Origin of the sequence: Bacillus sp. FSL R10-2201, assembly GCF_038008665.1 — a bacterium.
GTDB classification, from domain to species: Bacteria; Bacillota; Bacilli; order Bacillales; family Bacillaceae_G; genus Bacillus_A; species Bacillus_A mycoides.
The window spans coordinates 1,413,124-1,436,186 of record NZ_JBBOZP010000001.1; the positions used below are offsets into that span (position 1 = coordinate 1,413,124).

24 protein-coding genes, 3 riboswitches and 1 other annotated feature are annotated in these 23,063 nt (G+C 35.8%); of the genes, 21 read left to right on the forward strand and 3 right to left on the reverse strand.

The features are described 5' to 3' along the window. Positions 1–156: 156 nt before the first annotated feature. Positions 157–2,043: an LTA synthase family protein gene (locus NSQ69_RS07360; RefSeq protein WP_341099111.1), complete on the reverse strand. Its 1,887-nt coding sequence runs from the start codon at positions 2,041–2,043 to the stop codon at positions 157–159. Positions 2,044–2,296: 253 nt separating this feature from the next. Here NSQ69_RS07360 and NSQ69_RS07365 point away from each other — a divergent pair, with 253 nt between their 5' ends. The 12 genes from NSQ69_RS07365 (at position 2,297) to NSQ69_RS07420 (ending at position 13,305) form a co-directional block, all read left to right on the forward strand. Further along, positions 2,297–2,692, forward strand: coding sequence for a DUF3888 domain-containing protein (locus tag NSQ69_RS07365; RefSeq protein WP_041868037.1), 396 nt, complete (start codon positions 2,297–2,299; stop codon positions 2,690–2,692). Between the two features lie 89 nt (positions 2,693–2,781). Then, a riboswitch (Lysine riboswitch) is annotated at positions 2,782–2,963 on the forward strand. A 180-nt stretch (positions 2,964–3,143) separates the two neighbouring features. After that, positions 3,144–4,460 (forward strand): diaminopimelate decarboxylase, encoded by a 1,317-nt coding sequence (gene lysA / locus NSQ69_RS07370; RefSeq protein ID WP_002126306.1) that lies wholly within the window; start codon positions 3,144–3,146, stop codon positions 4,458–4,460. A 117-nt stretch (positions 4,461–4,577) separates the two neighbouring features. Next, a riboswitch (SAM riboswitch) is annotated at positions 4,578–4,686 on the forward strand. 72 nt (positions 4,687–4,758) lie between these two features. Continuing rightward, positions 4,759–4,902, forward strand: coding sequence for a YezD family protein (locus NSQ69_RS07375; RefSeq protein ID WP_000116159.1), 144 nt, complete (start codon positions 4,759–4,761; stop codon positions 4,900–4,902). Between the two features lie 87 nt (positions 4,903–4,989). Continuing rightward, a complete protein-coding gene (locus tag NSQ69_RS07380; RefSeq protein WP_002126308.1) occupies positions 4,990–5,694 on the forward strand; it encodes a phosphoadenylyl-sulfate reductase in 705 nt (234 codons plus the stop codon). 39 nt (positions 5,695–5,733) lie between these two features. Next, entirely contained in the window at positions 5,734–6,870 is a 1,137-nt protein-coding gene (gene sat, locus NSQ69_RS07385) for a sulfate adenylyltransferase (protein WP_002126309.1), read from the forward strand. Between the two features lie 12 nt (positions 6,871–6,882). Next, the gene (gene cysC / locus NSQ69_RS07390) at positions 6,883–7,476 is read left to right on the forward strand and encodes an adenylyl-sulfate kinase (RefSeq protein ID WP_002030679.1); all 594 of its coding nucleotides are present in this window, start codon (positions 6,883–6,885) and stop codon (positions 7,474–7,476) included. Between the two features lie 11 nt (positions 7,477–7,487). Beyond that, positions 7,488–9,110, forward strand: a complete 1,623-nt coding sequence (locus tag NSQ69_RS07395; protein WP_050000114.1) for a nitrite/sulfite reductase — start codon at positions 7,488–7,490, stop codon at positions 9,108–9,110. A gap of 11 nt (positions 9,111–9,121) precedes the next feature. Further along, positions 9,122–9,322, forward strand: a complete 201-nt coding sequence (locus tag NSQ69_RS07400) for a DUF3906 family protein (protein ID WP_000366913.1) — start codon at positions 9,122–9,124, stop codon at positions 9,320–9,322. 84 nt (positions 9,323–9,406) lie between these two features. Then, positions 9,407–10,183 (forward strand): uroporphyrinogen-III C-methyltransferase, encoded by a 777-nt coding sequence (gene cobA, locus NSQ69_RS07405; protein ID WP_341099113.1) that lies wholly within the window; start codon positions 9,407–9,409, stop codon positions 10,181–10,183. A gap of 1 nt (position 10,184) precedes the next feature. Further along, entirely contained in the window at positions 10,185–10,937 is a 753-nt protein-coding gene (locus tag NSQ69_RS07410; protein ID WP_002030685.1) for a sirohydrochlorin chelatase, read from the forward strand. Then, on the forward strand, positions 10,912–11,529 hold the full coding sequence (locus NSQ69_RS07415) for an NAD(P)-binding protein (RefSeq protein WP_002186321.1): 618 nt from the start codon (positions 10,912–10,914) through the stop codon (positions 11,527–11,529). Before NSQ69_RS07410 ends, NSQ69_RS07415 begins: the two co-directional genes overlap by 26 nt. 61 nt (positions 11,530–11,590) lie before the next feature. Beyond that, positions 11,591–11,838 (forward strand) — a binding site (T-box leader). A 111-nt stretch (positions 11,839–11,949) separates the two neighbouring features. Then, positions 11,950–13,305 carry a sodium-dependent transporter gene (locus NSQ69_RS07420; RefSeq protein WP_002186320.1) on the forward strand — a complete coding sequence of 452 codons (1,356 nt, stop codon included), beginning with the start codon at positions 11,950–11,952 and terminating at the stop codon, positions 13,303–13,305. A 32-nt stretch (positions 13,306–13,337) separates the two neighbouring features. On the opposite strand, the gene NSQ69_RS07425 is transcribed toward NSQ69_RS07420, so the two are convergent. Beyond that, on the reverse strand, positions 13,338–13,502 hold the full coding sequence (locus NSQ69_RS07425; RefSeq protein WP_003188170.1) for a hypothetical protein: 165 nt from the start codon (positions 13,500–13,502) through the stop codon (positions 13,338–13,340). A gap of 98 nt (positions 13,503–13,600) precedes the next feature. Then, positions 13,601–14,875, reverse strand: coding sequence for a murein hydrolase activator EnvC family protein (locus NSQ69_RS07430; protein WP_002168808.1), 1,275 nt, complete (start codon positions 14,873–14,875; stop codon positions 13,601–13,603). 493 nt (positions 14,876–15,368) lie between these two features. Between NSQ69_RS07430 and gltP the strand changes: the two genes are divergently transcribed. The 9 genes from gltP (at position 15,369) to NSQ69_RS07475 (ending at position 23,058) form a co-directional block, all read left to right on the forward strand. Next, a complete protein-coding gene (gene gltP, locus NSQ69_RS07435) occupies positions 15,369–16,643 on the forward strand; it encodes a glutamate/aspartate:proton symporter GltP (RefSeq protein WP_098167336.1) in 1,275 nt (424 codons plus the stop codon). 68 nt (positions 16,644–16,711) lie between these two features. Beyond that, on the forward strand, positions 16,712–17,230 hold the full coding sequence (locus tag NSQ69_RS07440) for a DUF402 domain-containing protein (RefSeq protein ID WP_215564166.1): 519 nt from the start codon (positions 16,712–16,714) through the stop codon (positions 17,228–17,230). Between the two features lie 120 nt (positions 17,231–17,350). Then, positions 17,351–17,456: riboswitch (SAM riboswitch) on the forward strand. 94 nt (positions 17,457–17,550) lie between these two features. After that, positions 17,551–18,867 carry a Na+/H+ antiporter NhaC family protein gene (locus tag NSQ69_RS07445; protein ID WP_002168806.1) on the forward strand — a complete coding sequence of 439 codons (1,317 nt, stop codon included), beginning with the start codon at positions 17,551–17,553 and terminating at the stop codon, positions 18,865–18,867. A 229-nt stretch (positions 18,868–19,096) separates the two neighbouring features. After that, on the forward strand, positions 19,097–19,453 hold the full coding sequence (locus NSQ69_RS07450) for a lmo0954 family membrane protein (RefSeq protein ID WP_002011676.1): 357 nt from the start codon (positions 19,097–19,099) through the stop codon (positions 19,451–19,453). Between the two features lie 44 nt (positions 19,454–19,497). After that, positions 19,498–20,160, forward strand: a complete 663-nt coding sequence (locus NSQ69_RS07455) for a PspA/IM30 family protein (protein ID WP_002011675.1) — start codon at positions 19,498–19,500, stop codon at positions 20,158–20,160. 106 nt (positions 20,161–20,266) lie between these two features. Then, positions 20,267–21,007 (forward strand): cell wall-active antibiotics response protein LiaF, encoded by a 741-nt coding sequence (gene liaF, locus NSQ69_RS07460; protein ID WP_002126337.1) that lies wholly within the window; start codon positions 20,267–20,269, stop codon positions 21,005–21,007. Further along, on the forward strand, positions 21,007–22,062 hold the full coding sequence (locus tag NSQ69_RS07465; protein WP_002011673.1) for a sensor histidine kinase: 1,056 nt from the start codon (positions 21,007–21,009) through the stop codon (positions 22,060–22,062). Before liaF ends, NSQ69_RS07465 begins: the two co-directional genes overlap by 1 nt. Next, a complete protein-coding gene (locus NSQ69_RS07470; protein WP_000598709.1) occupies positions 22,059–22,691 on the forward strand; it encodes a response regulator in 633 nt (210 codons plus the stop codon). The genes NSQ69_RS07465 and NSQ69_RS07470 overlap by 4 nt, the downstream gene beginning before the upstream one ends. 10 nt (positions 22,692–22,701) lie before the next feature. Further along, positions 22,702–23,058, forward strand: a complete 357-nt coding sequence (locus tag NSQ69_RS07475; protein ID WP_341099116.1) for a DUF3992 domain-containing protein — start codon at positions 22,702–22,704, stop codon at positions 23,056–23,058. Positions 23,059–23,063: the final 5 nt, after the last annotated feature.

Consider the following 23,063-nt stretch of genomic DNA (forward strand, 5'->3'; position numbering starts at 1 on the left):
AATTCTTAATTAGTGTATGAAAGTTTACTTATTTTATCATACCATAAATTTCTTTCTCATACGAAAAAAATTCCCAATTTGTGAAAGATTGTATAGAAGAGAAATTTGAAAAATAAGTAAAAAAAGGAAGCAACTTTTGTGAAGTTGCTTCCTACACTATTCAAATTTCGTTGTCATCGTTCCGGTTTTATATCGATTGTTAGGATCAAATCTTAATAAATCTCCATAAATGAGTTTGTCGGATAATTTTAATTCTGTTTTTGCTTTTTCAATATAAGGCTGACATAGTGTTAAATCAGCTTCTTCACCTGTGCTTCTTTTATAGCACATATTTTTTGTATAAACATAATCTTCCGAAACAAAACTGCCGTCCCGCATTACCATAAGAGGGTCTTTTTCTTTCGTAAATAAGTCTGTTCCAAATTCTACGGATTGATTTGTTTTAATACCAAGTAAATGAAGTAACGTTGGTTTAATATCAATTTGACCAGATACTTTAGAGATGACTTTTCCTTCTTGGCCAGGCACATGAATAATGAGAGGGACGCGTTGTAATTGCATAGAATCAAACGGTGTAATAGCGTCTTTCCCAAGGAACTGAGCCATAGCTGCATTATGGTTTTCAGAAATGCCGTAATGATCACCATAAATGACAATAACGGAATTATCATATAGTCCTTCGTCTTTCAATTGTTTAATAAATAATTTAAGAGCTTCATCCGTGTAACGAACGGTTGGGAAGTAGCGATTTAAAACACCACTTTCGGAATTAAATTCATCAACATATTGATCTTCTGGATTTAGAAGAAATGGAAAATGGTTTGTTAACGTAATAAATTTTGTATAGAACGGTTGTGGTAAAGATTTTAACTTTGGAATAGATTGCTCAAAGAACTCTTTATCTTTTAATCCCCAACCGACAGACATTTGTTCCGTTCCTACGTAATCATTTAAATTAAAGTAACGATCATATCCAAGCGCAGGATACATTACGTCACGATTCCAAAACGTTTTATCGTTTGAATGGAAGACAGCAGAAGAATATCCGTATTTCTTTAATTGTTCTGGTGTGGCAGTGTATTCATTTGTTGCATGAGTAAAGAATACAGAACCACGGTCTAACGGATAAAGGGAATTTTCAACGATAAATTCAGCATCAGAAGTTTTACCTTGTCCCGTTTGATGATAGAAGTTATCGAAATAAAAACTATCTTTAATAAACTCATTTAAAAATGGAGTAATCTCTTTTCCATTTATTTTTTTATTAATAACAAAACTTTGTGTAGATTCCATTGAAATTAAAATTACATTTTTACCCTTTGCAGCTCCAAATAAGTTTTTATCAACTTGTTTATCTTTTGAGTCTGTATAGTTTTTAATTTCAGAGAACCCGTCTCCACTTGCAAATACACGCTCAGCTGAAGACTTAGATTGAAGTGTAATATCAAATAGATGATATGTGTATAACCCTAAATTTTTCACGACAGTTTGACGATCAAACGAGCGTGAGAACATTTGTGGTTTATATATAACTGAAACAACAATTTGTAGTACTAATAATACTGTTACACCGCTAAAGAAAGTTCGCTTCTCAGAGCGAGAAAGGGGTGTTTTATCACCAAATGATGGGAATTTACGCGAAATAAACATTAAAATAATTGCGTCTGCAAATAAAAGTAATGTTTTATACGTAAAGAGTTCTTTTATACTCGTCCCTAAGTCAGCCATATTATTTGTTTGGAATAAAACAGGGAAAGTAACAAAATCGTTATAGAATCCGTAAAACATTGCATTTCCAAATAAAATAAATGACAGTATAAAACTAATTACAATAATAATTCGGTTTCGGTACTTAGATGCAAGTAAAGCGAAACCAAAAAATAAAAGTAACGAAGCTAGTGGGTTAATAAAAAGCATAAACTCTTCAAAGAAGTTATCAATTCTAATATCAAATGCTAGCTTGTACACAATATATGTTTTTATCCATAATAAAACGACTGCAACTAGTGCAAATCGCAGTTTTGGAAACAGATTTTGTAGCATAATATACTCCTCTCCTAAAAGCATGACGGTTCTTGTGAGCCGGTTTGATTAGCGCCTCATTTTATATATACGAACAGTCCTTTGTTATTATGTTTATTATACTATGAGTATCATTATACGAAAATAAAAGAGAGTTGTGGGCTTTTTTATAATAATTGAGTAGAAAAAGGGCAGTGGGAGACAATAAAACGGAGTTTCTATGTATGATAATTATCGTGCGCAAAAAGAATCGAGTAATAAAACGGAGGTTATAATGCGAAAATTATTATATTTTATAGTATGCAGTAGTGTTATACTTTTTGCTTCACCGAGTGTGTCGGTAGCACAATATGATGCACCCCTTATGGAAGATGCCCTTTATTCTGTTTTATTTCCAAAAATAAATAAGTCAATTGAAAAACAATATGGGAGCTTGAAGCCTTATCAATGTCCTAAAATTATTAGTTTAAAAAAAGTGTATAGTGGTACATATTTATTTCAAGCGAGTATTGAAGTAACGAAGTATGAACAGGTTGGTGGGAAAATTGTTCCACCATTTGAGAAGGTAACGATTACATTTAATAACGAAGAGGGCGAATGGGAAGTGACAAAGGTTTCAGTAAAGCGCTTACCAAATGATACGAAATTAAACTGTAAAAAAACAATATAAAAAATTGTTTGACAAATAAAATGGTCCTTTGGTATTGTTAATAGCAACAATTAGATGTTTGAAAATTAAATAGACTTACCTCATCTACTCTCAAAGGTAGAGGCCGCGATAGGAAAGAGTAAGCTATGGGAGATTTAATGGAATCTGTGATCATAGGTTGAAAGGGACTATTGCCGAAATATAAGAATAACCATCTTATTCATATATTGGGACTGCATTGAATAAATGTAGTACTGTCATAAGATTTATTTTATGAAGAGCTATTTGGAGATGTTGATGCGGTTTCTTATTTTGAGGAGATAACAACTCGTTTATTTTTTCAATATATATTTTTCCTAATAAGAAACGCGTGTGAACATTGTTCCGCGCGTTTTTTGTCTATCTAAAAGCGTGCTGCAATGAATAGAAGATTGGGGTTATGAGTTTTAGAGGAAATAAGGGAGGAATTCAAATGTATTTACACGGCACAAGCCGAATCAATGGGCAAGGACACTTAGAAATTGGTGGGTGCGATACGACGCAGCTAGCAAAACAATACGGAACACCACTTTATGTATACGATGAAGAGTCTATTCGAGGAAAGTGCCGCGCGTTTCATCGTGCTTTTAAAGAAAGTGGTTTCTCTTATCAAGTAGCATATGCAAGCAAGGCGTTCTTGTGCATGGAGATGTGCCGAGTAGCTCGTGAAGAGAATATGTCTTTAGATGTTGTTTCTGGAGGAGAATTATATACTGCGCTCCAAGCTGGTTTTCCGGCATCGCGTATTCATTTTCACGGAAATAATAAAACAGAAGAAGAAATGATTATGGCTCTTCAGGCGAATATCGGTTGTTTTGTAGTAGATAATTTCTTAGAATTAGAAATCTTACATGATTTAGCAATGCAACATGGGAAATTTGTGAACATATTAATCCGTGTAACGCCTGGAGTAGAGGCACATACACACGAATATATAACAACAGGTCAAGAGGATTCGAAATTTGGATTTGGTGTTTCAAATGGTCAAGCGATGCAAGCAATTGAGCTTGCCTTGCAAAAATCAAATTATAATGTGCTAGGAATTCACTCGCACATCGGATCACAAATATTTGAAACGGCTGGATTTGTTCGAGCAATTGAAGTACTCCGCCAATTTTTAGAAGAAGTGAGAGAGCGAACACATTATGTGATGAAAGTATTAAATGTGGGCGGAGGTTTCGGTATACGTTATACGGATTCAGATACACCGTTAACACTTGAAACGTATGTGCACGCTGTAACAAGTACGATAAGAGAACAATTTACATTATGTGAATATCCGCTTCCAGAAATATGGATTGAACCAGGTCGTAGTATTGTAGGTGATGCTGGAACAACACTTTATACAGTCGGAGCGGTGAAAGAGATTCCTGGCATTCGGAAATATGTTTCAGTCGATGGTGGAATGACAGATAATTTAAGACCAGCGCTATACGGAGCCCGTTATGAGGCGATGTTGGCGAATCGAGGGAATGATGAGAATGAGGAACTCGTTTCGATTGCTGGGAAATGCTGTGAAAGTGGAGATATGCTGATTTGGGATATTAACTTACCGCAAGTTGCTTCTTCTGATTTACTAGCAATTTCTTGCACGGGGGCATATGGGTACTCGATGGCGAATAATTATAATCGTATTCGTAGACCAGCTGTCGTCTTTGCAAAAGGCGGGACGTCACAAATTGTCGTAGAACGTGAAACATATGAAAATATCATTGGGAACGATCGCATACGTATTAAAGAGCTGGTGTGAATGAGAAAGAAGGAGTTGTCTAGTAAAGGCAGCTCCTTTTAAAAAAATAAAAATAATTAAATATATCGGAAAACTAGGATTGAAAAAAATCAGAATTGTGATAAAATACAAATACAAAGCTTATCAAGAGAAGCTGAGGGAACTGGCCCTACGAAGCTCGGCAACCTGCTTATAGAAAGCAAGGTGCTAAATCCAGCAAAATGGAATCCATTTTGAAAGATAAGGTAAAATATATTACCGAACAGTCTTTTCGAAATGGGAAAGATTTTTTTTATGAATAAAAAGGGGGGCTGTTTGCGTGAGCGTACGGGAGCATTTTGATGAAGTATCTGAGAAAATTCAAGCGATGCTTGCTGATATGAAATATGGTTCCATTACAATTGTTGTGCAAGATGGAAAAGTGATTCAATTAGAAAAAAGTGAAAAGGTTCGTTTAAAGTAAAAAGCGCTGACTAGAAAAACTAGAGGCGGTTTTAATCTATTTTTAATAGGTTAAAGCCGTCTTTTTGCTTTTACAGGGGGAAAAAACATGTTGACGTACGAAACGTGGAAAGAAAATAGTGTTTCATTTTCTGAAGAAGATGAAACGAAAGGCGCGCTATCAGTATTAAGTTGGGCTTATAACGAATATAAAGATGAAATTGTATATGCATGTAGCTTTGGGGTGGAGGGAATGGTTTTATTGCATCTTATAAACCAAGTAAATCCATCTGCTAAAGTTGTATTTTTGGATACAAATGTTCATTTTCAAGAAACATACGAATTAATTAAGAAGGTACGCGAGAAATTTCCTTCATTAAATATTATAGAAAAACAGCCAGAACTTACACTCGATGAACAAGCGAAGCTTCATGGAGAGAAGTTATGGGAAAGTAATCCGAATCTTTGCTGTAGTATTAGAAAAATTTTACCGTTAGAAAAATCATTAGCAGCGGAAAAAGCGTGGATATCAGGCTTAAGAAGGGAACAATCAGAAACGCGTAAGCATACACAGTTTATAAATCAAGATCGTCGTTTTCAATCTATTAAAGTTTGTCCACTCATTCATTGGACTTGGAAAGAAGTTTGGCGATATGTATATAAACATAGTTTGCCGTATAACCCATTGCATGATGTTGGCTATCCGAGTATTGGGTGTGAGAAATGTACATTACCTGTAGGTGATGGTGGCAACTCAAGAGATGGAAGATGGGCTGGGAAAATGAAGACGGAATGTGGCCTTCACTTTCAATGAGATAGATTTTGAAATAAAGCTAAGAAGGGATATAAGAAGATGAGTACAACAAATGAATTAGTAAACCGCATTGATGAAACATATGAAATATCGAACATTGTAAAGGAAATCGAGATAGACAAAATTGCACTTAGTGATTTAGAACTTTTGGCGACAGGAGGATATAGCCCTCTTACAGGATTTTTAGGGAAGAGAGATTATGATTCAGTAGTAGAAACGCTTCGTTTAGCAAATGGTAGCGTATGGAGTATACCAATTACATTGCCGGTAACAGAGGAAGTAGCAGAGGGACTGAAAGCTGGAGAGGAAGTAAAACTTGTTAACGATGGAAATGTATATGGTGTTATTCAAATAGAAGATATTTTTGTACCTGATAAAGAAAAAGAAGCGTTACTTGTATATAAAACGACGGATGAAGCTCATCCAGGAGTAAAGAAATTATATGAACGACCAAACGTTTACGTTGGAGGAGCTATTATTCTTACAAAACGTTTTGGGAATAATCCATTTCCTTCTTATCATTTAGATCCAATTGAAACGAGAGAAGAATTTAAAAAACGCGGTTGGAAAACAGTAGTTGGATTTCAAACGAGAAACCCAGTACATCGTGCCCATGAGTATATTCAAAAATCTGCCCTTGAAATTGTAGATGGTCTCTTTTTAAATCCGCTCGTTGGGGAAACGAAGTCAGATGATATTCCTGCTGATGTAAGGATGGAAAGCTATGAAGTATTACTTCAAAACTATTATCCGAAAGATCGTGTCTTTTTAGGTGTATTTCCTGCAGCAATGCGTTATGCAGGACCAAGGGAAGCGATATTTCATGCACTAGTAAGAAAGAACTTTGGTTGTACCCACTTTATTGTAGGGCGTGATCATGCTGGGGTAGGGGACTATTACGGAACATATGAAGCGCAGGAAATCTTTACGAATTTTACAGTAGAAGAGTTAGGGATTACGCCGTTATTTTTTGAACATAGTTTTTACTGCACGAAATGTGAAGCAATGGCTTCAACGAAAACATGTCCGCATGGAAAAGAAGACCGTGTCATCTTATCGGGTACGAAAGTACGAGAAATGTTAAGGAATGGTGAGATTCCGCCAAGTACATTTAGTCGTAAAGAAGTAGTGGAAGTGCTAATTAAAGGTTTGAAAAAAGAAGTAGTAACAGAATAGGGAGAGAATAAGATGGATACGAATATTACTTGGCATACAGCTTCTGTTTCAAAAGATGAGAGAAGAGTGAAGAATGGGCATCACAGTTTTGTAGTTTGGTTTACTGGTTTATCAGCTTCGGGTAAATCTACAGTAGCGAATGCGGTTGCTCGTAAACTATTTGAAAAGAATATAGGAAATTATGTGCTAGATGGGGATAATATTCGGCACGGTTTAAATAAAGACTTAGGTTTTTCTGAAAGTGATCGTATGGAAAATATAAGACGTATTGGCGAAGTGGCGAAGCTATTTGTAGATCAAGGTACTGTTGTTCTTACAGCGTTCATTTCACCATTTCAAGTAGATCGAAAACAAGTTAGGGATTTATTAGCGGCAGATGAGTTTATAGAAGTGTTTGTAAAATGTCCAATTGAAGAGTGTGAAAAACGTGATCCAAAAGGGTTATACAAAAAAGCGAGACAAGGTGATATTAAAGAGTTTACTGGTGTTGATTCACCGTATGAGGAACCAAAACAAGCAGAATTAATTGTAGAAACGCACAAGTATTCTATTGAAGAATGTGCAGAACAAATCGTGAAATACTTACAAGAGCGTAGTTTTATATAGGGGGATAAAAGATGAGTTATGAAAAAGTGTGGGCTAATAATGAAAAATTGAATCCGTCCGAGAAAAAGAAATTAGAAAAAGATGGATTAGAAATCTTTAATGATATTCCTTACTATGCGGAGAATGGATTTGAATCTATTCCGAAAGAAGAGTGGGACGCTTTTAAATGGGCAGGATTGTATTTGCAAAGACCAAAAGAAGCGGGCTATTTTATGATGCGTGTCAACATTCCTTCTGGAATTATTACAAATGCGCAGGCAGAGGTGCTGGCTTCCATTGCTGAAGATTATGGGCGTGATGTGTTAGATATTACGACAAGACAGGCGATTCAGTTTCATTGGTTAGAAATTGGGCAAATTCCGGATATTTTTAAGAGGTTAGCTAGAGTTGGTTTATCTTCAGCGGGGGCATGCGGTGATATTACGCGTAATATCACAGGAAATCCACTTGCTGGAATTGATGCGAATGAACTATTTGATACAACATCGATTGTTAAAGAAATATACGATTACTTCCAACATAATGAAGAGTTTTCTAATCTACCACGTAAATTCAAAATGTCTATTAGTTCTAACATTTATAATTCAGCAAATGCAGAGATTAACTGTGTGGCGTTTACACCTGCTACGAAAGAAATAAATGGTGAGGAAAAGGTTGGGTTTCATATAAAAATAGGCGGAGGATTATCAGCTCGTCCGTACTTAGCGGAAGAATTAGATGTATTCGTTTTACCAGAAGAAGTGAAGGCAGTGTCGATTGCAATTGCTACTATATTCCGTGATTTTGGATATCGTGAAAAACGCCACTTAGCACGTTTGAAATTTCTTGTCGCTGACTGGGGCGCTGAGAAATTTAAAGAGAAACTAGTAGAATACACAGGCCCATTGCAAAGTAAAGGGGAAAGTGCTCTCAAAGGCTGGAATGCAGGATACTTTTATGGCGTTCAAGATCAAAAACAAGCAGGATTAAAGTATGTCGGCTTTAATGTACCAGTAGGGCGTTTACACGCAGAGGAAATGTTTGAGATTGCAAGAATTGCAAAGAAATATGGAAACGGGCAAATTCGAACTTGTAACTCTCAAAACTTCATTATTCCGAATGTTCCGCCAGAAAATGTTGCAGGATTATTAAGTGAACCGTTGTTTGAAGCAATTTCAGCAAATCCGAAATCGTTTATCGGTCATGCGGTTTCATGTACTGGCATTGAGTATTGCAATCTTGCGTTAGTAGAAACGAAAGAAAGATTACGCAAAATCGCAGAGTACTTAGATACACAAATTGCACTCGATGTTCCAGTTCGAATTCATATGGTAGGATGCCCGAACTCATGTGGTCAACGTCAAATTGCTGATATTGGTTTGCAAGGGATAAAACTGAAAACGAAGGAAAAGGGAATCGTTGAGGCGTTTGAAATATATGTGGGCGGAACACTATTAGACGGAGGAGCATATAACGAAAAGTTAAAAGGGAAAATAGATGGAGAAGATTTGCCGGATGTTCTCGTGTCCTTTTTAAGTTATTTCCAAAAGAATAAATTACTAGCCGAAACGTTTTATGATTTCGTAGGACGTGTTGGAGTGGAAGAATTACAAATTGTACTAAATCGTGTATTAGAAGAAGTAATAGCATCTTAGGAGGGGGCAATATGGACTTATATCGATTTGAAGCTGTATTAGTAAATAGTATTGTTCCAATTGTTGTCGTTGCTCAGAGTGAAGAACAGGCATTTAAGCTTGCGGAAATTGAGCTTGAAAAACATTTTTTACCGTTACCAGAAGTGAAAGAGATTTCTTTGTTTGAAAAAAAGAAGATTCGAAAAGGGGCGGCATTTGTTATTCATGAGTAGAGAACATGTAATACGAAATAATAGTAACTTCCATTCGTGATTAAGAGTGGAAGTTTCATTTTATAGTAGAAATGAGGAGAGATTATGGGGAAGGTTTATATCGTCGGGGCGGGTCCTGGTGATCCGGATTTAATTACTGTTAAAGGGTTGAGATGCATCGAGAAGGCTGATGTTATATTGTACGACCGTCTCGTAAATAAAGAATTGCTTTCTCATGCAAAGCCTGAAGCGGATTTAATTTATTGCGGGAAACTCCCAAATTATCACACGATGAAGCAAGAGACAATTAACACATTTCTTATTAAATATGCGAAAAAAGGAAAAGTTGTAACGAGACTTAAGGGCGGAGATCCATTTGTATTTGGAAGAGGTGGAGAAGAAGCTGAAGCGTTAGCGAAGCAAAGTATCCCATTTGAAATTATTCCTGGTATTTCAGCTGGTATAGCTGCTCCTGCTTATGCTGGAATTCCAGTAACGCATCGCGATGCAAGTGCAAGTTTTGCTGTTGTGGCAGGGCACCGGAAAGAAGGGGCTGAAGAGGAAGTGAAGTGGGAAAGTTTAGTGAAAGGTGTAGATACATTAGCGGTCTATATGGGGGTTAGTAATTTACCTTACATATGTGAACAACTAATAAAACATGGAAAAGATCAAAGTACACCTGCCGCTATCATTGAGTGGGGAACGACATCTATGCAGCGTACTGTTACAGCGACGTTAGGAACAATTGTAGATGTTGCCAAAAAAGAACGAATTCAAAATCCAAGTATGATTGTTATTGGAGAAGTTGTCCGTTTTAGAGAAAAGATACATTGGTTTGAGAAACAAACGGAAAATGCATATCAAGTAAGCGGAGTATTGTAAAATGAAGGCTGTTATATATATATGTCATGGAAGCCGTTTGAAAGCAGCAAAAGAAGAAGCGGTTGCATTTATTACGTCATGTATGAACCGTGTAGAGGCAAATATTCAAGAAATTTGTTTTTTAGAGCTAGCGAATCCTTCTATTGAAGAAGGATTTCGTACATGTGTGAAGCGTGGTGCTACAGAGATTGTCGCTATTCCTGTTTTTTTATTAGCGGCAGGACATGTAAAGAAAGATATTCCGTTTGAATTACGAAAGTTAAACGAGGAATATCCGGATATCAAAATAGTGTATGGTAATCCATTTGGTGTATCAGAAGTGCTTGTAAAAGCGGTATATAACGGAAGTGGTATTAAAGACTATAAAGAAGAAGTAACACTTTTGCTCGTTGCAAGAGGGAGTAGTGATCCGGAAACTTTACAAGACATAAAGTGGATTTCTTCTTTATTTCAAAAAGAAGAGAACATTAAAGAGGTGGAAGTTTGTTATTTAGCAGCCGCGGAGCCGAAGTTTGATGAGAGGTTGAAAGAAATTGTAGAACAAAAAGAACGGAACATTGTTGTGTTACCTTACTTATTATTTACAGGCTTACTCATGAAACATGTTGAGAAAGAAGTGCGTCAATATGAGTCGGAAGAGATAAAAATAAGTCCCTATTTAGGAAAGAATGTAGCGTTTCGAGAGATGTTAATTCAGAAAACAGAGGAAATATTGAAGGGAGATCAATATGTATCCACTTACAGTGCGAGTTGATAAGAAACGTGTTGTTGTCATTGGTGGAGGGAAAGTAGCGGGGTTTAAAATTATTCCTTTACTAAAACAAGGTGCGGATATTGTTGTAGTAAGTACAGAATTAGATGCAAATTTAGTGAAACTTGTAGAAGAAAAGCAAATTCGTTGGTATCAAAGAGAGTATGAGAAAAGTGATATTAAAGATGCTTTTTTAGTAGTTGCAGCGACTAGTGATTCGGTACTAAATGAACAAATTGCTGAAGATGTCTCGGTAAATCAATTGGTAAATGTTATTACGAATCCGGAAAGTGGAAATGTTCATTTTCCGGCGGCGTTTCATCGTGGTTTGCTTAATGTAGCTGTTTCTACAGGAGGAGCAAGCCCGAAATTGGCGAAAAAAATTCGTGACGATATCGCAAATAAATATGATGAGACATATGAAGCGTATCTTAATTTTTTATATGAAGTAAGAATAAAAGTGAAAGAATTACAAGTAGATAAGCGGCAGAGAAATATACTATTACAAGAAGTATTAAAGTCAGTATATGTTCTAAATGGAGAAAAAAGAGAATTGTTTTTACAAGAATTAGAGAGAAAGGTTCATATAGGATAATGAATAAATTGTGCTTTACAACTATAAGAATATAATTTATAATCACAAGTAACTTCAATAGATGAAATCGATGAGCAAGAAGAGTACGTATATTTGATGCGTTCAGAGAGCTGGGGTAAGGTGTGAGCCCGGTACGATAAAATATACAGAATGGGCTTGCGAGAGGTATGCTGAACATTGCAGTAGGCAACCCGGGTTCCGCCGTTAAAAGGATAGAGTATCGGAATTTTCCTGTACTTGAACAAGTGGGATTTATCAATCCAATTGAGGTGGTACCACGGTATTTATATTACATATATCGTCCTCTACATGCATATTTGCGTGTAGGGGACTTTTTTATTTTCTAAAGGAGGTGTGCGAGTATGAAATGAAAGTGTATAATTGGTAAAAGTTATAATATTCAGAAAAGGAGAAATTATAATGAAAGAAACACAGCAATGGACGTCGAAAATAGGCTTTGTACTCGCAGCAGCGGGAGCCGCAGTAGGTCTTGGGGCAATATGGAAGTTTCCATATGTTGCAGGTAATGGAGGGGGAGGCGCGTTCTTCCTTGTATTCTTACTATTAACTTTATTTATTGGTATGCCTCTTCTTGTAGCTGAATTTGTTATTGGCCGTAGTACTCAAAAAGAGGCAGTTACAGCTTATAAAGTATTAGTACCAAATAGCAAGTTATATCCTTGGATTGGTCGTATGGGGGTTGTTACTTGTTTTAGCGTACTATCTTTTTATAGTGTTGTAGGTGGATGGATTTTACTTTATTTATACTATAGTGTCACAGGTAGTTTCTGGAACGGAGTAGTCGATTATGGGCAATTGTTTGCTGAAACAATTGCAAATCCAGTAAGTGCGATTGGGGCGCAATTCATTTTTATGCTTTGTACCATTTTTGTTGTTAGTAAAGGTGTGGAAAAAGGCATAGAAAAGGCAAGTAAGTACATGATGCCGCTATTATTCATTTTATTTATTGCTATCATTATTCGTGCGTTAACACTTGATGGTGCTATGGCTGGGGTAGAGTTCTTCTTAAAACCAGATTTTTCAAAGCTTACAGCAGATACGATTTTATATGCGATGGGACAATCTTTCTTCTCACTAACGGTAGGTGCCTCGGTAATGGTAACGTATAGTTCGTATTTAAAGAAAGAAGAGCATTTAGCTAAATCAGCAACATCTATTGTAAGTTTAACTGTATTTGTTACAGTACTTGCAGGATTAGCGATTTTTCCGGCGATTTTCGCATTAGGAGTTAAACCGACAGAAGGACCAGGGCTACTGTTTATCGTTCTTCCTGCTGTCTTTGCGAAAATTCCATTTGGACAATTTTTCTTCATTATGTTTTTAGTTTTATTCTTCTTTGCGACTTTAACATCTGCGATTTCAATGCTTGAAATTGTAGTAGCATCTGTTGCGAAAGATAATGAGAAGAAGCGTCCGTCAGCTTCGTTATTAATTGGTATTCTTATTTTTGCAGTTGGAATCCCATCAGCGTTATCGTTTGGAATTATGAGTGATGTGAAAATATTTGGTAAGACATTCTTTGATTTCGTCGATTTTTCGGTAAGTAATGTATTACTGCCACTCGGAGTACTAGCCATTTCGTTATTTGTACCAAATAAAATGAGTAAAGAGCTATTAATGAAAGAATTAGAAGTTACGGAAACGAAAGGGAAAACATTGTTTAATATTTGGTTCTTCTTGCTTCGTTATGTTATTCCGGTAACTGTAATTATCGTATTTTTAAATGCGATAGGTGTATTTAAAATGTTTGCATAATAAAAAGACGGAGATGTGGATTCTCCGTCTTTTTATTGTGTTGTAGAAGTATTTAATAAGCGATTATATGCTTTATAAGCTGTGACAACTGCGATAAATGATCCAATTAAAAATAACGCTGAGCCGCCGAATGTAAATAGCCGGCCAATGTATGTTTCTCTAGCTTCTTCTATTTCTTCTTGTAATTGTGTATTCATATTTATCACCCCGCAAAATATAGGCATTTAGTTGTAGTTTATGTAAAACGCCTAAAAAGTGTGAAGTAGTAAAAAAAACTCGGTATGCACCGAGTTTTTTATAATCCGATATAAGGAGACGGATCAACTGCGTTTGTCTTACCAACATTCCATTCCCCGATATGAAGTTCGAAGTGTAAATGTTGTCCGTAAGATTGACCGGTATTTCCCATAAAGCCAAGTTGATCGCCTTGTTTTACAGTTTGTCCATTTGATACAGAGCGGCTATTCATATGTGCATACACTGTCGTATATGTTTTTCCATTAACACGGTGAGATAAGTAAACAACGTTTCCGTAACTAGAGGATAATTCTGAACGGATAACAACGCCATCTGCAGCGGCAATAATTGGAACTGTTCCCGAAGCTGCGATATCAATTCCTTTATGGTTATCTAAAGAACGTGCGCCGAATCCAGAAGTTTTTGATCCAGCGGCTGGCTTAATAAATCCACCTTTGTTCGTATCTTGCGGTGTTGGTGCGGATTGTGTGCTTTCTTTAGCAGAAGCGGCGGCTTGTTTTTTTGCTTCCTCAGCCTTGCGTGCCTCTTCAGCTTTCCGAGCTTCTTCCGCACGTTTTTCTTCTTCAATTGCTTTTTGAACAGCTTGACGCTGGTTTTCTAAAATACCTTGTGACTCTTCTAATCCTTCAATCTCGGAATCTACTTTTGATACTTTCGTATGTAGATCTTTAATAAGAGTTTGTTGCTGTTGTTGATTACTTTGTAACTCTTGTTGTTTTTGTACTAATTTTTGCTCGGATTCTTTCAATTGTTGCTCTTTTTTCTCAACAGCTTCTTTTTCTGTCGTCACAGCATTCTGATCACTTGTTTGCTTTTTCACAATATCTGTATCGTTATTTAAAATTAAACTTACAGAATACATATTATCAACAAGATCAGCAATATTTGCAGAACTTGTTATTACTTCTGTAATGATACTCGTACGAGGCTTTTCTTGCATAGATTGTAGTCGTTGTTTAATAACTTCCTGCCGTGTATCTATGTTCGTTTGTAATTGCTCTATATGTTTCTTTTTTTCAGTAATAACTTGCTGTGTGTTGCTAATTTCTTTTTTTGTATCGTTTAATTCAGCTTCGTTTTTATTAATAGAAGTAGTTAATTCGTCGATTTTCTTTTGTAATTCCTGGATTTCTTTTTCTATTTGTTCTTTCTCAGCTGATTTATTTTGTAAGTCATTTTGTTTGCCTTCTAATTCGGATTGAATATTAGATAATTTATTCTCATTCGTTTCAGCGTATACGGGTGAAAGTAACGGGGAAACGAAAATCGTTCCAGCTGCTAAAACACTAAATGCTGCAAATTTCTTTTTCATGGTTGTCTTGCTCCTTTCCCTATGAATGTTATATATCATAAGAAGAAGAGTGTCTATCGTTGTAATCATAATGTAAAGAAAATTTTATAATTTTGCTAAGTTTTGTCGGAATTTAGTATCTTTTCGTAGTGTTTGTCATAAATTTAAAATTCTTGAATGTATAGAAAAAGATATCAATTTCTATATTTTTTTTAAAAAAACATGGGAAATGATGGAGTTTTCCATAATGAAACAGTATTTTAAAAACCTATCAATCACTAGTAAGGAATCGATTTCATGTGAGGTTTTCTGACATGGAGTTTGTTTTTGTCAAGAAAATTATTTGCATTCGTGCAAACTTATTTTGTTGTCAGATTTTAAATTTTGATTTATGATTTTTAACAGGGACAAAATGTAGTGAATTGTCGAATAATATGTAATACTCTTAATTTCATGTTTTATAGAGATAGAATGAGAGATAGAGTGACACATCGAAGAGGGGGTTACCACAAGTATGAAAAGAATAGGACTTGCATGGCAAATTTTAATAGGACTTGCGCTTGGTATTACAGTTGGGGCGATTTTCTTTGGCAATCCGGAAGTGGTGAAGTACTTACAACCAATTGGTGATATCTTCATCCGATTAATTAAGATGATTGTTGTACCGATTGTTGTAGCGAGTATTGTTGTTGGGGTTGCTGGTGTTGGCGATATTAAAAAGTTAGGTCGACTAGGCGGAAAAACAATTATTTACTTTGAAATTATTACAACACTTGCAATTGTTGTTGGTTTATTAATAGCAAACATTTTCCAACCTGGAAAAGGCGTTGATATGGATAAGTTAACAAAAACAGATATTTCTAAATATACACATACGACAGAGCAAGTACAAAGTCATTCGTTCGCGGATACGTTTGTAAATATTGTTCCGACGAACATTATGAAATCATTAGCTGAAGGTGATATGCTTGCTATTATCTTCTTCTCAGTATTATTTGGTTTAGGTGTAGCAGCAATTGGTGAGCGTGGTAAACCAGTTCTACAATTTTTCCAAGGTGTAGCAGATGCAATGTTTTATGTAACGAACCAAGTTATGAAGTTTGCACCATTTGGTGTATTCGCATTAATTGGTGTTACAGTTTCTACATTCGGATTAGCTTCATTAATTCCATTAGGGAAATTACTCATTGTAGTATACGGAGCAATGATCTTCTTCGTTGTAGTTGTATTAGGACTTACAGCGAAAATATTTGGAATAAACATTTTCCAATTCTTTAAGATTTTAAAAGACGAGCTGATCTTAGCGTATTCTACAGCAAGTTCAGAAACGGTTTTACCGAAAATTATGGAGAAAATGGAGAAATTCGGTTGTCCGAAAGCAATTACATCTTTCGTTATTCCAACAGGTTATTCATTTAACTTAGATGGATCAACTTTATATCAAGCAATTGCGGCAATTTTCTTAGCGCAAATGTACGGTATTGAATTATCCATTACACAACAAATTACGTTATTACTTGTATTAATGGTTACATCAAAAGGTATCGCGGGTGTACCGGGCGTATCATTCGTTGTATTATTAGCAACACTTGGTACAGTAGGTATTCCAGCTGAAGGTTTAGCGTTTATTGCAGGTATTGACCGTATTCTTGATATGGCTCGTACAGCAGTTAACGTTGTAGGTAACTCTTTAGCGGCTGTAGTTATGTCTAAGTGGGAAGGTCAATATGACGCTGAAAAAGGACAAGCCTATTTAAAAGAGATATCTGAAAAGGGTCAAGCAGCTTAATTATAATATGAACAAGCTCTCACATAATATGTGGGGGCTTTTCTATATATAGAAGAGGAGCGGACGTAATGAAACGTAAATATGGTGACGGTTCTTCGTGGAAGCGACTAATAGAGAAGGATTATAGGGTTAAGCAAGTAGAGGATGGAATGTTAGGAATACTGGACATAAAAAAAGTGAGAGAACCTAGTTATAAAGAATACAATGGTAAACAGCTTTGCATTGCAGGTGATGGGTATACATGGATGCAATATTTTATAAACGGGGAAAACTTTGCAATTACAGCTATGTTAGACAATCAAAAACAATTACTGCAATATTATATCGACGTGACGAAAGAATATAAAATAGACGAGCGTGGTTTACCTTATTTTGATGATTTATATTTAGATGTAGTATTGTTACCGAACGGTGAGATCTATGTACTGGATGAAGACGAGTTAGGGGATGCCTATAAAATTGGTGATGTTACAAAAGAAGAATATGAGTTAGCATGGAATACAACAAAATGGATTATCGCGAAGATAAAAAATAGAAAATTTTATTGGATTTCAATATTGGATAAAGAAATCGAAAAGTTAAAATGATTGGTTTATTCATATTTTTGCATAATTACCAAAAAAATCTATACAAAAAATAATTGACTTTTGTTTTGTAAGCGAGTAAAGTTAGGAAAGAAATTATTATTAAAAAATAAATATGAAACCTTCTTATAAAGAGAGGCGGAGGGACTGGCCCTACGATGCCTCGGCAGCGGACTCGATTTCAGAGTGCTGTGCCAAATCCAGCAAGCGTGTGCTTGAAAAATGAGAAGAGTGTTTCTTATAGATGTATAAGACCTCTTCTCGTCGGAAGAGGTCTTTTGTTGTTAATTAGAAAAGGTTGAAAACTAGGGAGAGATGATACTTTGAAAGAAACGAGAGGAAATGGTTTAGCTTTATTACCACTTGGAATATTTTTGGCGCTATTTATTGGTTCTGGGATTATTACAGGTGATTTCTATAAATTGCCGATACTCGTAGCGATTATGATTGCTGTAGGAATTGCTTTAGTGATGAATCGTAAGGAAAGCTTTAATGTGAAAGTAGAACGATTTGCTAAAGGTGCAGGAAACCCTGATATTATGATCATGGTTCTGATTTTTGTACTTGCAGGGGCGTTTTCTGAAACAGCAAAAGGAATGGGCGGAGTTGATTCCACTGTTAACTTAGCGTTATCTATTTTACCCCAAGGATTTATCGTTGCTGGAATTTTTGTTATAGGGGCATTTATTTCATTAGCGATGGGAACTTCAATGGGAACAATTGCTGCATTAGCACCGATTGCTGTAGGTATTAGTGGGCAAACTGATATCTCAATTGCGCTTACGATGGCTACTGTTGTGGGTGGAGCGATGTTTGGTGATAATTTATCATTTATTTCTGATACGACAATTGCTGCTGTTCGTTCGCAAGGAACAGAAATGAAAGATAAGTTTAAAACGAATTTTTTAATTGTATTGCCAGCTGCAGTCATTACAATTGTACTATTAGTAATGATTACTTTAGGTAATGATACAGAAATTAAAGCTCATACATTTGATTGGGTGAAGATTTTACCATATGCAGGTGTACTTGTTACAGCGCTACTTGGCTGGAATGTACTTATTGTATTAACCGGTGGAACTGTACTATCTGGTGTTATCGGTCTTATAGATGGAAGTTATACGTTAGAGAGTTTCTTTAAAAGTGTAACGACTGGAATGGGCGGTATGATGGAGTTAGTGTTACTTGCCATTTTAATTGGTGGTATGGTCGAACTGATTCAATATAATGGTGGCATTCAATATTTAATGAATCTTTTAACGCGTAACATTCGTTCAAAAAAAGGAGCAGAGTTCGGTATTGCTGGCTTAGTGAGTATGACGAATATGTGTACAGCGAATAATACGATTTCTATTATCTTTACAGGTCCGCTTGCGAAAAACATTGCAGATCAATATGAAATTGACCCTCGTAAATCAGCGAGTGTATTAGATCTTTTCTCATGCTGTGTGCAAGGATTAATTCCGTATGGTGCGCAAATGTTAACGGCAGCAGGATTTGCGGCGTTATCTCCAATTGAATTGTTACCATATGCGTTTTATCCAATCTTAGTTGGAGTATGTGGAATCATTTCTATATTAATTGGTTTCCCGAGGTTTTCTAAAGTAGCGGGAAAGAAAGAGTATCACAAAACAGCATAATTTAAAATGAAGTTTATGAATAGTAACGAAAGCCGTACAGAGAATGTTCTCTGTACGGCTTTTTATGTGCGATAAAAGAGTGAATCATCCTATCCTACCGCATATTTTTGCAAAAGGCTGAATTTAACTCGGTCTTAAGTCTGAGTCGAAAACAGTTCTTAAGCTCGTTATGAAAAAATGAAAAAATAGTTAAGATAAGAGTATCAAATCGAAGGGAGGCAAGCACAAGATGAAACAATTTCTAGCGTTTATCGCAGCCGGTATTTTGGCTTTAATTGCTCTTGGTAGTCTTGCTGGTATTGTAGGATTCGCCATTGGAGCAGGAGTTGTGTACTGGAGCTATAAATCATTTGTGCGAGCTAAATCATTCTTTGGAAAGTTAGCTTGGGGTATTGTTGGTTTAATCGGTTTGTCCATTGCACTTTCTCATTCCCCAGCATTAATCGGTATCGCAGCATTAGTAGTTTTATACTACGGATACCGTGAGTGGAAAAAAGGAAAAAATGTAGTTGTTGATTCTGCTCCAGAAAGTGCTAAACCATATAGCAACTTTGAAGATGAGTGGAACAAGTTAATGAAAAACTAATATAAAATAAATCAAATTATAAAGTAGAAGAGAGGAAGATTATAATGAAACAATCTTTATTCGGACGTGTACGCGATGCAATTTTAGCTGATTTTCATAATGTGTTAGATGAGAAAGAAAGAAAAAATCCAATTGCTATGTTAAACCAATATTTACGAGATAGTGAGCGTGAAATAACAAAAATTGAGAAGTTAATTCAGCGTCATAAAACATTAAAATCTAACTTCGCTCGTGAGCTTGAGCAAGCACGTTATTTCGTTAATAAAAGATCAAAGCAAGCTATCATCGCACAAGAAGCAGGCGAATTGCAATTGCATGAACGTGCATTAGAAGAAGTAGCGTATTATGAAGGGCAAGTAACTCGCTTAGAAGAAATGTATGCTGGTGTTGTAGAGCAAATTGATGAGTTAGAGCGTCGTCTTTCAGAAATGAAAAATAAATTAAAAGAAATGAACGCAAAGCGTATGGAATTAATGGCCCGTGAAAATATGGCGCATGCAAACCGCCGTATGAATACTGCCATGCATAAAATGGATGAAAATAATCCGTTCTTACGATTCGAAGAAATTGAAGATCACATTCGTGACATAGAGCTTCGTATAAATGAAGAGCATGAGCGTGATACATTTGATATGAAAATTGCAAAACTAGAGAGTGAAATGAAAGAGAAAAATGAAGTATCGTTAACGAAAGAAGTAACAAAATAATTGTAGTATATAATAAAACAGGCTTATGATATAGTGATAGGAGAAAAGGTGTTGGAAAGCAATGCCTTTTCTTCTATGTATATGTGACAAGGAGGGGGGAGCTGAAATGAAGAAGCAATTTTCAAAAACACAATTTATGGGGATGCTCCTCATCATATTTGGATTCGGTCTTTTTCTTGATATGATACTTGGACATTTTGAACCAGGTGGTCTAATATTTGCATTTATTATGATTATGTTTGGAAGACATTATCGAAAGAAGAACCGTTATGTAAGAGGGAATGTATTTTTATTTGTCGGTGGTATTGTCTTCTTATTCTTCTTATTTTCATCAGCGGCATTCGTACTTGTTGTGTTTGCTTGTTTAGCTTTAATTGGTTATCAACTTATTCAACAAGGACATCGGCAAAAAGCAATGAAAGTTGAAATTAAAGAAAAAGGATATATAAATGAAGAAAAACAAATATATCGTACAGAACCGTATATAAAAAATATGTTTGTAGGTAATGTACGAATGATGGATCATATTTATGAAATAGAGGATATTAACGTCCAATATGGTGCTTGTGACGTCGAGATTGATTTAACAACTGCTATGATTCCAGAGGGAGAAACGGTTATTGTGATTCGGGGCGTCATTGGTAATATTCGCTTATATGTACCATATGATATTGAATTGTCTTTAAATCATTCTGTTATTGTTGGGCGAGTGCTCCTGCCAGGACACGAAGAAACTGGATTTAACCGTAATGTTACGTTTAGAACAGAACAGTATAAAGAAGCCCCTCGTCGTATTAAAATTATTTCTTCGCTTGTCGTAGGCGATACGGAAGTGAGGAAAGTATAATGAAAAAACAAAGGAATATTTCGTGGATGTATATTCGTTATTCTATGTTGTCCTCTGTGAGTATCGCACTTATTTGTACAATTGTATATGTATGGAAAAGCGAGCAACAAGTTTATGATTTACTCTGGAAAGAATCCATTGCTTCTGTTCCAATTGGCTTGTTTATTATGAGTACGAGTCTTCTTATCGGAGGAATTGTAGGATATGCAATCGGTTATTATATAGAACAGCGTATACAAGGATTAAATACTTTTCTATTTGAAGTAGAGCGAGGGAATTTTCCGAGTGATGTTTCATTTACTGCGGACGATGAATTTCATGAAGTGGAACGAAAAGTAATTGGTCTTGCTCGTCGCTTAGAGGAGCAAGCTGGGCTATTTCAAAAAGTAACGAATGAACGAGCCCATTGGAATGAAGAGATGAGACAAGAAGCGATTTCTCAAGAAAGGCATCGATTAGCGAGAGAGCTGCACGATTCTGTAAGTCAGCAGCTTTTTGCAATGTCGATGATGATGTCAGCCATTAATGAGCAAGCAGCTGAAATTCCAGACACGACGAAAAAACAGTTGCAGCTTGTTGAGAATATGGTTGTAAATGCACAATCAGAAATGAGAGCATTGCTCCTTCATTTACGCCCAGTGCAGTTAGAAGGTAAGAAACTAACAGAGGGTATAGAAGAATTATTAACAGAACTGTCTAGAAAGCAACATATGAAAATTGAATGGTTAATTGAACCGATTCAATTAAAAAAAGGTGTAGAGGATCATTTATTCCGTATTGTACAAGAGGCGCTGTCTAATACTTTACGGCATGCGAAGGCAAAGAAAACCGAAGTACGCCTTCGGAAAATTGATCAATATGCGATTTTGAAAATTATTGATGACGGTGTTGGGTTTAAAGTTGGTGTTAATAAGGCTGGTTCATACGGTTTAAGGTCAATGCAAGAGCGAGTTCATGAAATTGGTGGTACATTAAAAGTTCTTAGTTTTCCGAATAAAGGTACGCAAATAGAAGTGAAAGTACCTATTATGATTGAGAGAGGGGGAGAATCATGATAAAAGTATTACTAGTTGATGATCATGAAATGGTTCGAATGGGTGTATCAGCATATTTATCAACGCAGCCAGATATTGAAGTAGTTGGAGAAGCTGAAAATGGAAGAAAAGGTTCAGAGTTAGCTTTGCAATTAAGACCGGATATTATTTTAATGGACCTTGTTATGGATGAGATGGATGGGGTTGAAGCGACACGTGCTATTATTCAAGAATGGCCAGAAGCGAAAATTGTAGTTGTCACGAGCTTTTTAGATGATGAAAAGTTATATCCTGTTATTGAGGCGGGGGCGACAAGTTATTTATTAAAAACATCAAGAGCGAGTGATATTGCAGATGCTGTAAGAGCTACTTATGATGGGGAAACGGTATTAGAGCCGAAAGTTACTGGCAAAATGATGTCTCGTATGCGTCAGAAGAAAGAACAACCTTTGCATGAGGAGTTAACAGAAAGAGAGTCTGAAATTTTGTTATTAATTGCAGAGGGGAAAAGTAATCAAGAGATTGCAGATGAGTTGTTTATTGCCCTTAAAACAGTAAAGACACATGTGAGTAATATATTAAATAAGCTAAATGTAAGTGACCGGACACAGGCGGTTATTTATGCGTTTAGACACCAATTGACGAAATAAGAAGGAAGCTTTGACTATATATGGTCAAAGCTTTTTATTGACGGATATTTATGTAAGCGTTATCATTAAGGTGTTAACAGTACATACAAAGGGGAGAGAGTGTATGTTAGTTCAAACGATATTTGGAATGGATGAAACGAAAAAATTAGGTAACTATGTGAATGCGTTGCAAGCACTTTGTGAACAATATGATATTGAAACAGATCGTATTGCAATTATTGAGGCGACAGAAGAATATTATTTATTTCTAGTGAAGCAAGAAGATTGCTATGATGTTGTAAAAGTAGAAACAGTGGATACGAATATTGATTACTATACGAAGGCTTATAAAGTAATTAGCTTTAATCATACTTCTTATCAAATGTAAAAAAC

Bases quoted from the DNA above. Each gene is read 5' to 3' on its own strand.
- NSQ69_RS07360 (WP_341099111.1), bottom strand. From the start codon at position 2,043: ATGCTACAAAATCTGTTTCCAAAACTGCGATTTGCACTAGTTGCAGTC.
- NSQ69_RS07365 (WP_041868037.1), top strand. From the start codon at position 2,297: ATGCGAAAATTATTATATTTTATAGTATGCAGTAGTGTTATACTTTTT.
- lysA (WP_002126306.1), top strand. From the start codon at position 3,144: ATGTATTTACACGGCACAAGCCGAATCAATGGGCAAGGACACTTAGAA.
- NSQ69_RS07380 (WP_002126308.1), top strand. From the start codon at position 4,990: ATGTTGACGTACGAAACGTGGAAAGAAAATAGTGTTTCATTTTCTGAA.
- sat (WP_002126309.1), top strand. From the start codon at position 5,734: ATGAGTACAACAAATGAATTAGTAAACCGCATTGATGAAACATATGAA.
- cysC (WP_002030679.1), top strand. From the start codon at position 6,883: ATGGATACGAATATTACTTGGCATACAGCTTCTGTTTCAAAAGATGAG.
- NSQ69_RS07395 (WP_050000114.1), top strand. From the start codon at position 7,488: ATGAGTTATGAAAAAGTGTGGGCTAATAATGAAAAATTGAATCCGTCC.
- NSQ69_RS07400 (WP_000366913.1), top strand. From the start codon at position 9,122: ATGGACTTATATCGATTTGAAGCTGTATTAGTAAATAGTATTGTTCCA.
- cobA (WP_341099113.1), top strand. From the start codon at position 9,407: ATGGGGAAGGTTTATATCGTCGGGGCGGGTCCTGGTGATCCGGATTTA.
- NSQ69_RS07410 (WP_002030685.1), top strand. From the start codon at position 10,185: ATGAAGGCTGTTATATATATATGTCATGGAAGCCGTTTGAAAGCAGCA.
- NSQ69_RS07415 (WP_002186321.1), top strand. From the start codon at position 10,912: ATGTATCCACTTACAGTGCGAGTTGATAAGAAACGTGTTGTTGTCATT.
- NSQ69_RS07420 (WP_002186320.1), top strand. From the start codon at position 11,950: ATGAAAGAAACACAGCAATGGACGTCGAAAATAGGCTTTGTACTCGCA.
- NSQ69_RS07425 (WP_003188170.1), bottom strand. From the start codon at position 13,502: ATGAATACACAATTACAAGAAGAAATAGAAGAAGCTAGAGAAACATAC.
- NSQ69_RS07430 (WP_002168808.1), bottom strand. From the start codon at position 14,875: ATGAAAAAGAAATTTGCAGCATTTAGTGTTTTAGCAGCTGGAACGATT.
- gltP (WP_098167336.1), top strand. From the start codon at position 15,369: ATGAAAAGAATAGGACTTGCATGGCAAATTTTAATAGGACTTGCGCTT.
- NSQ69_RS07440 (WP_215564166.1), top strand. From the start codon at position 16,712: ATGAAACGTAAATATGGTGACGGTTCTTCGTGGAAGCGACTAATAGAG.
- NSQ69_RS07450 (WP_002011676.1), top strand. From the start codon at position 19,097: ATGAAACAATTTCTAGCGTTTATCGCAGCCGGTATTTTGGCTTTAATT.
- NSQ69_RS07455 (WP_002011675.1), top strand. From the start codon at position 19,498: ATGAAACAATCTTTATTCGGACGTGTACGCGATGCAATTTTAGCTGAT.
- liaF (WP_002126337.1), top strand. From the start codon at position 20,267: ATGAAGAAGCAATTTTCAAAAACACAATTTATGGGGATGCTCCTCATC.
- NSQ69_RS07465 (WP_002011673.1), top strand. From the start codon at position 21,007: ATGAAAAAACAAAGGAATATTTCGTGGATGTATATTCGTTATTCTATG.
- NSQ69_RS07470 (WP_000598709.1), top strand. From the start codon at position 22,059: ATGATAAAAGTATTACTAGTTGATGATCATGAAATGGTTCGAATGGGT.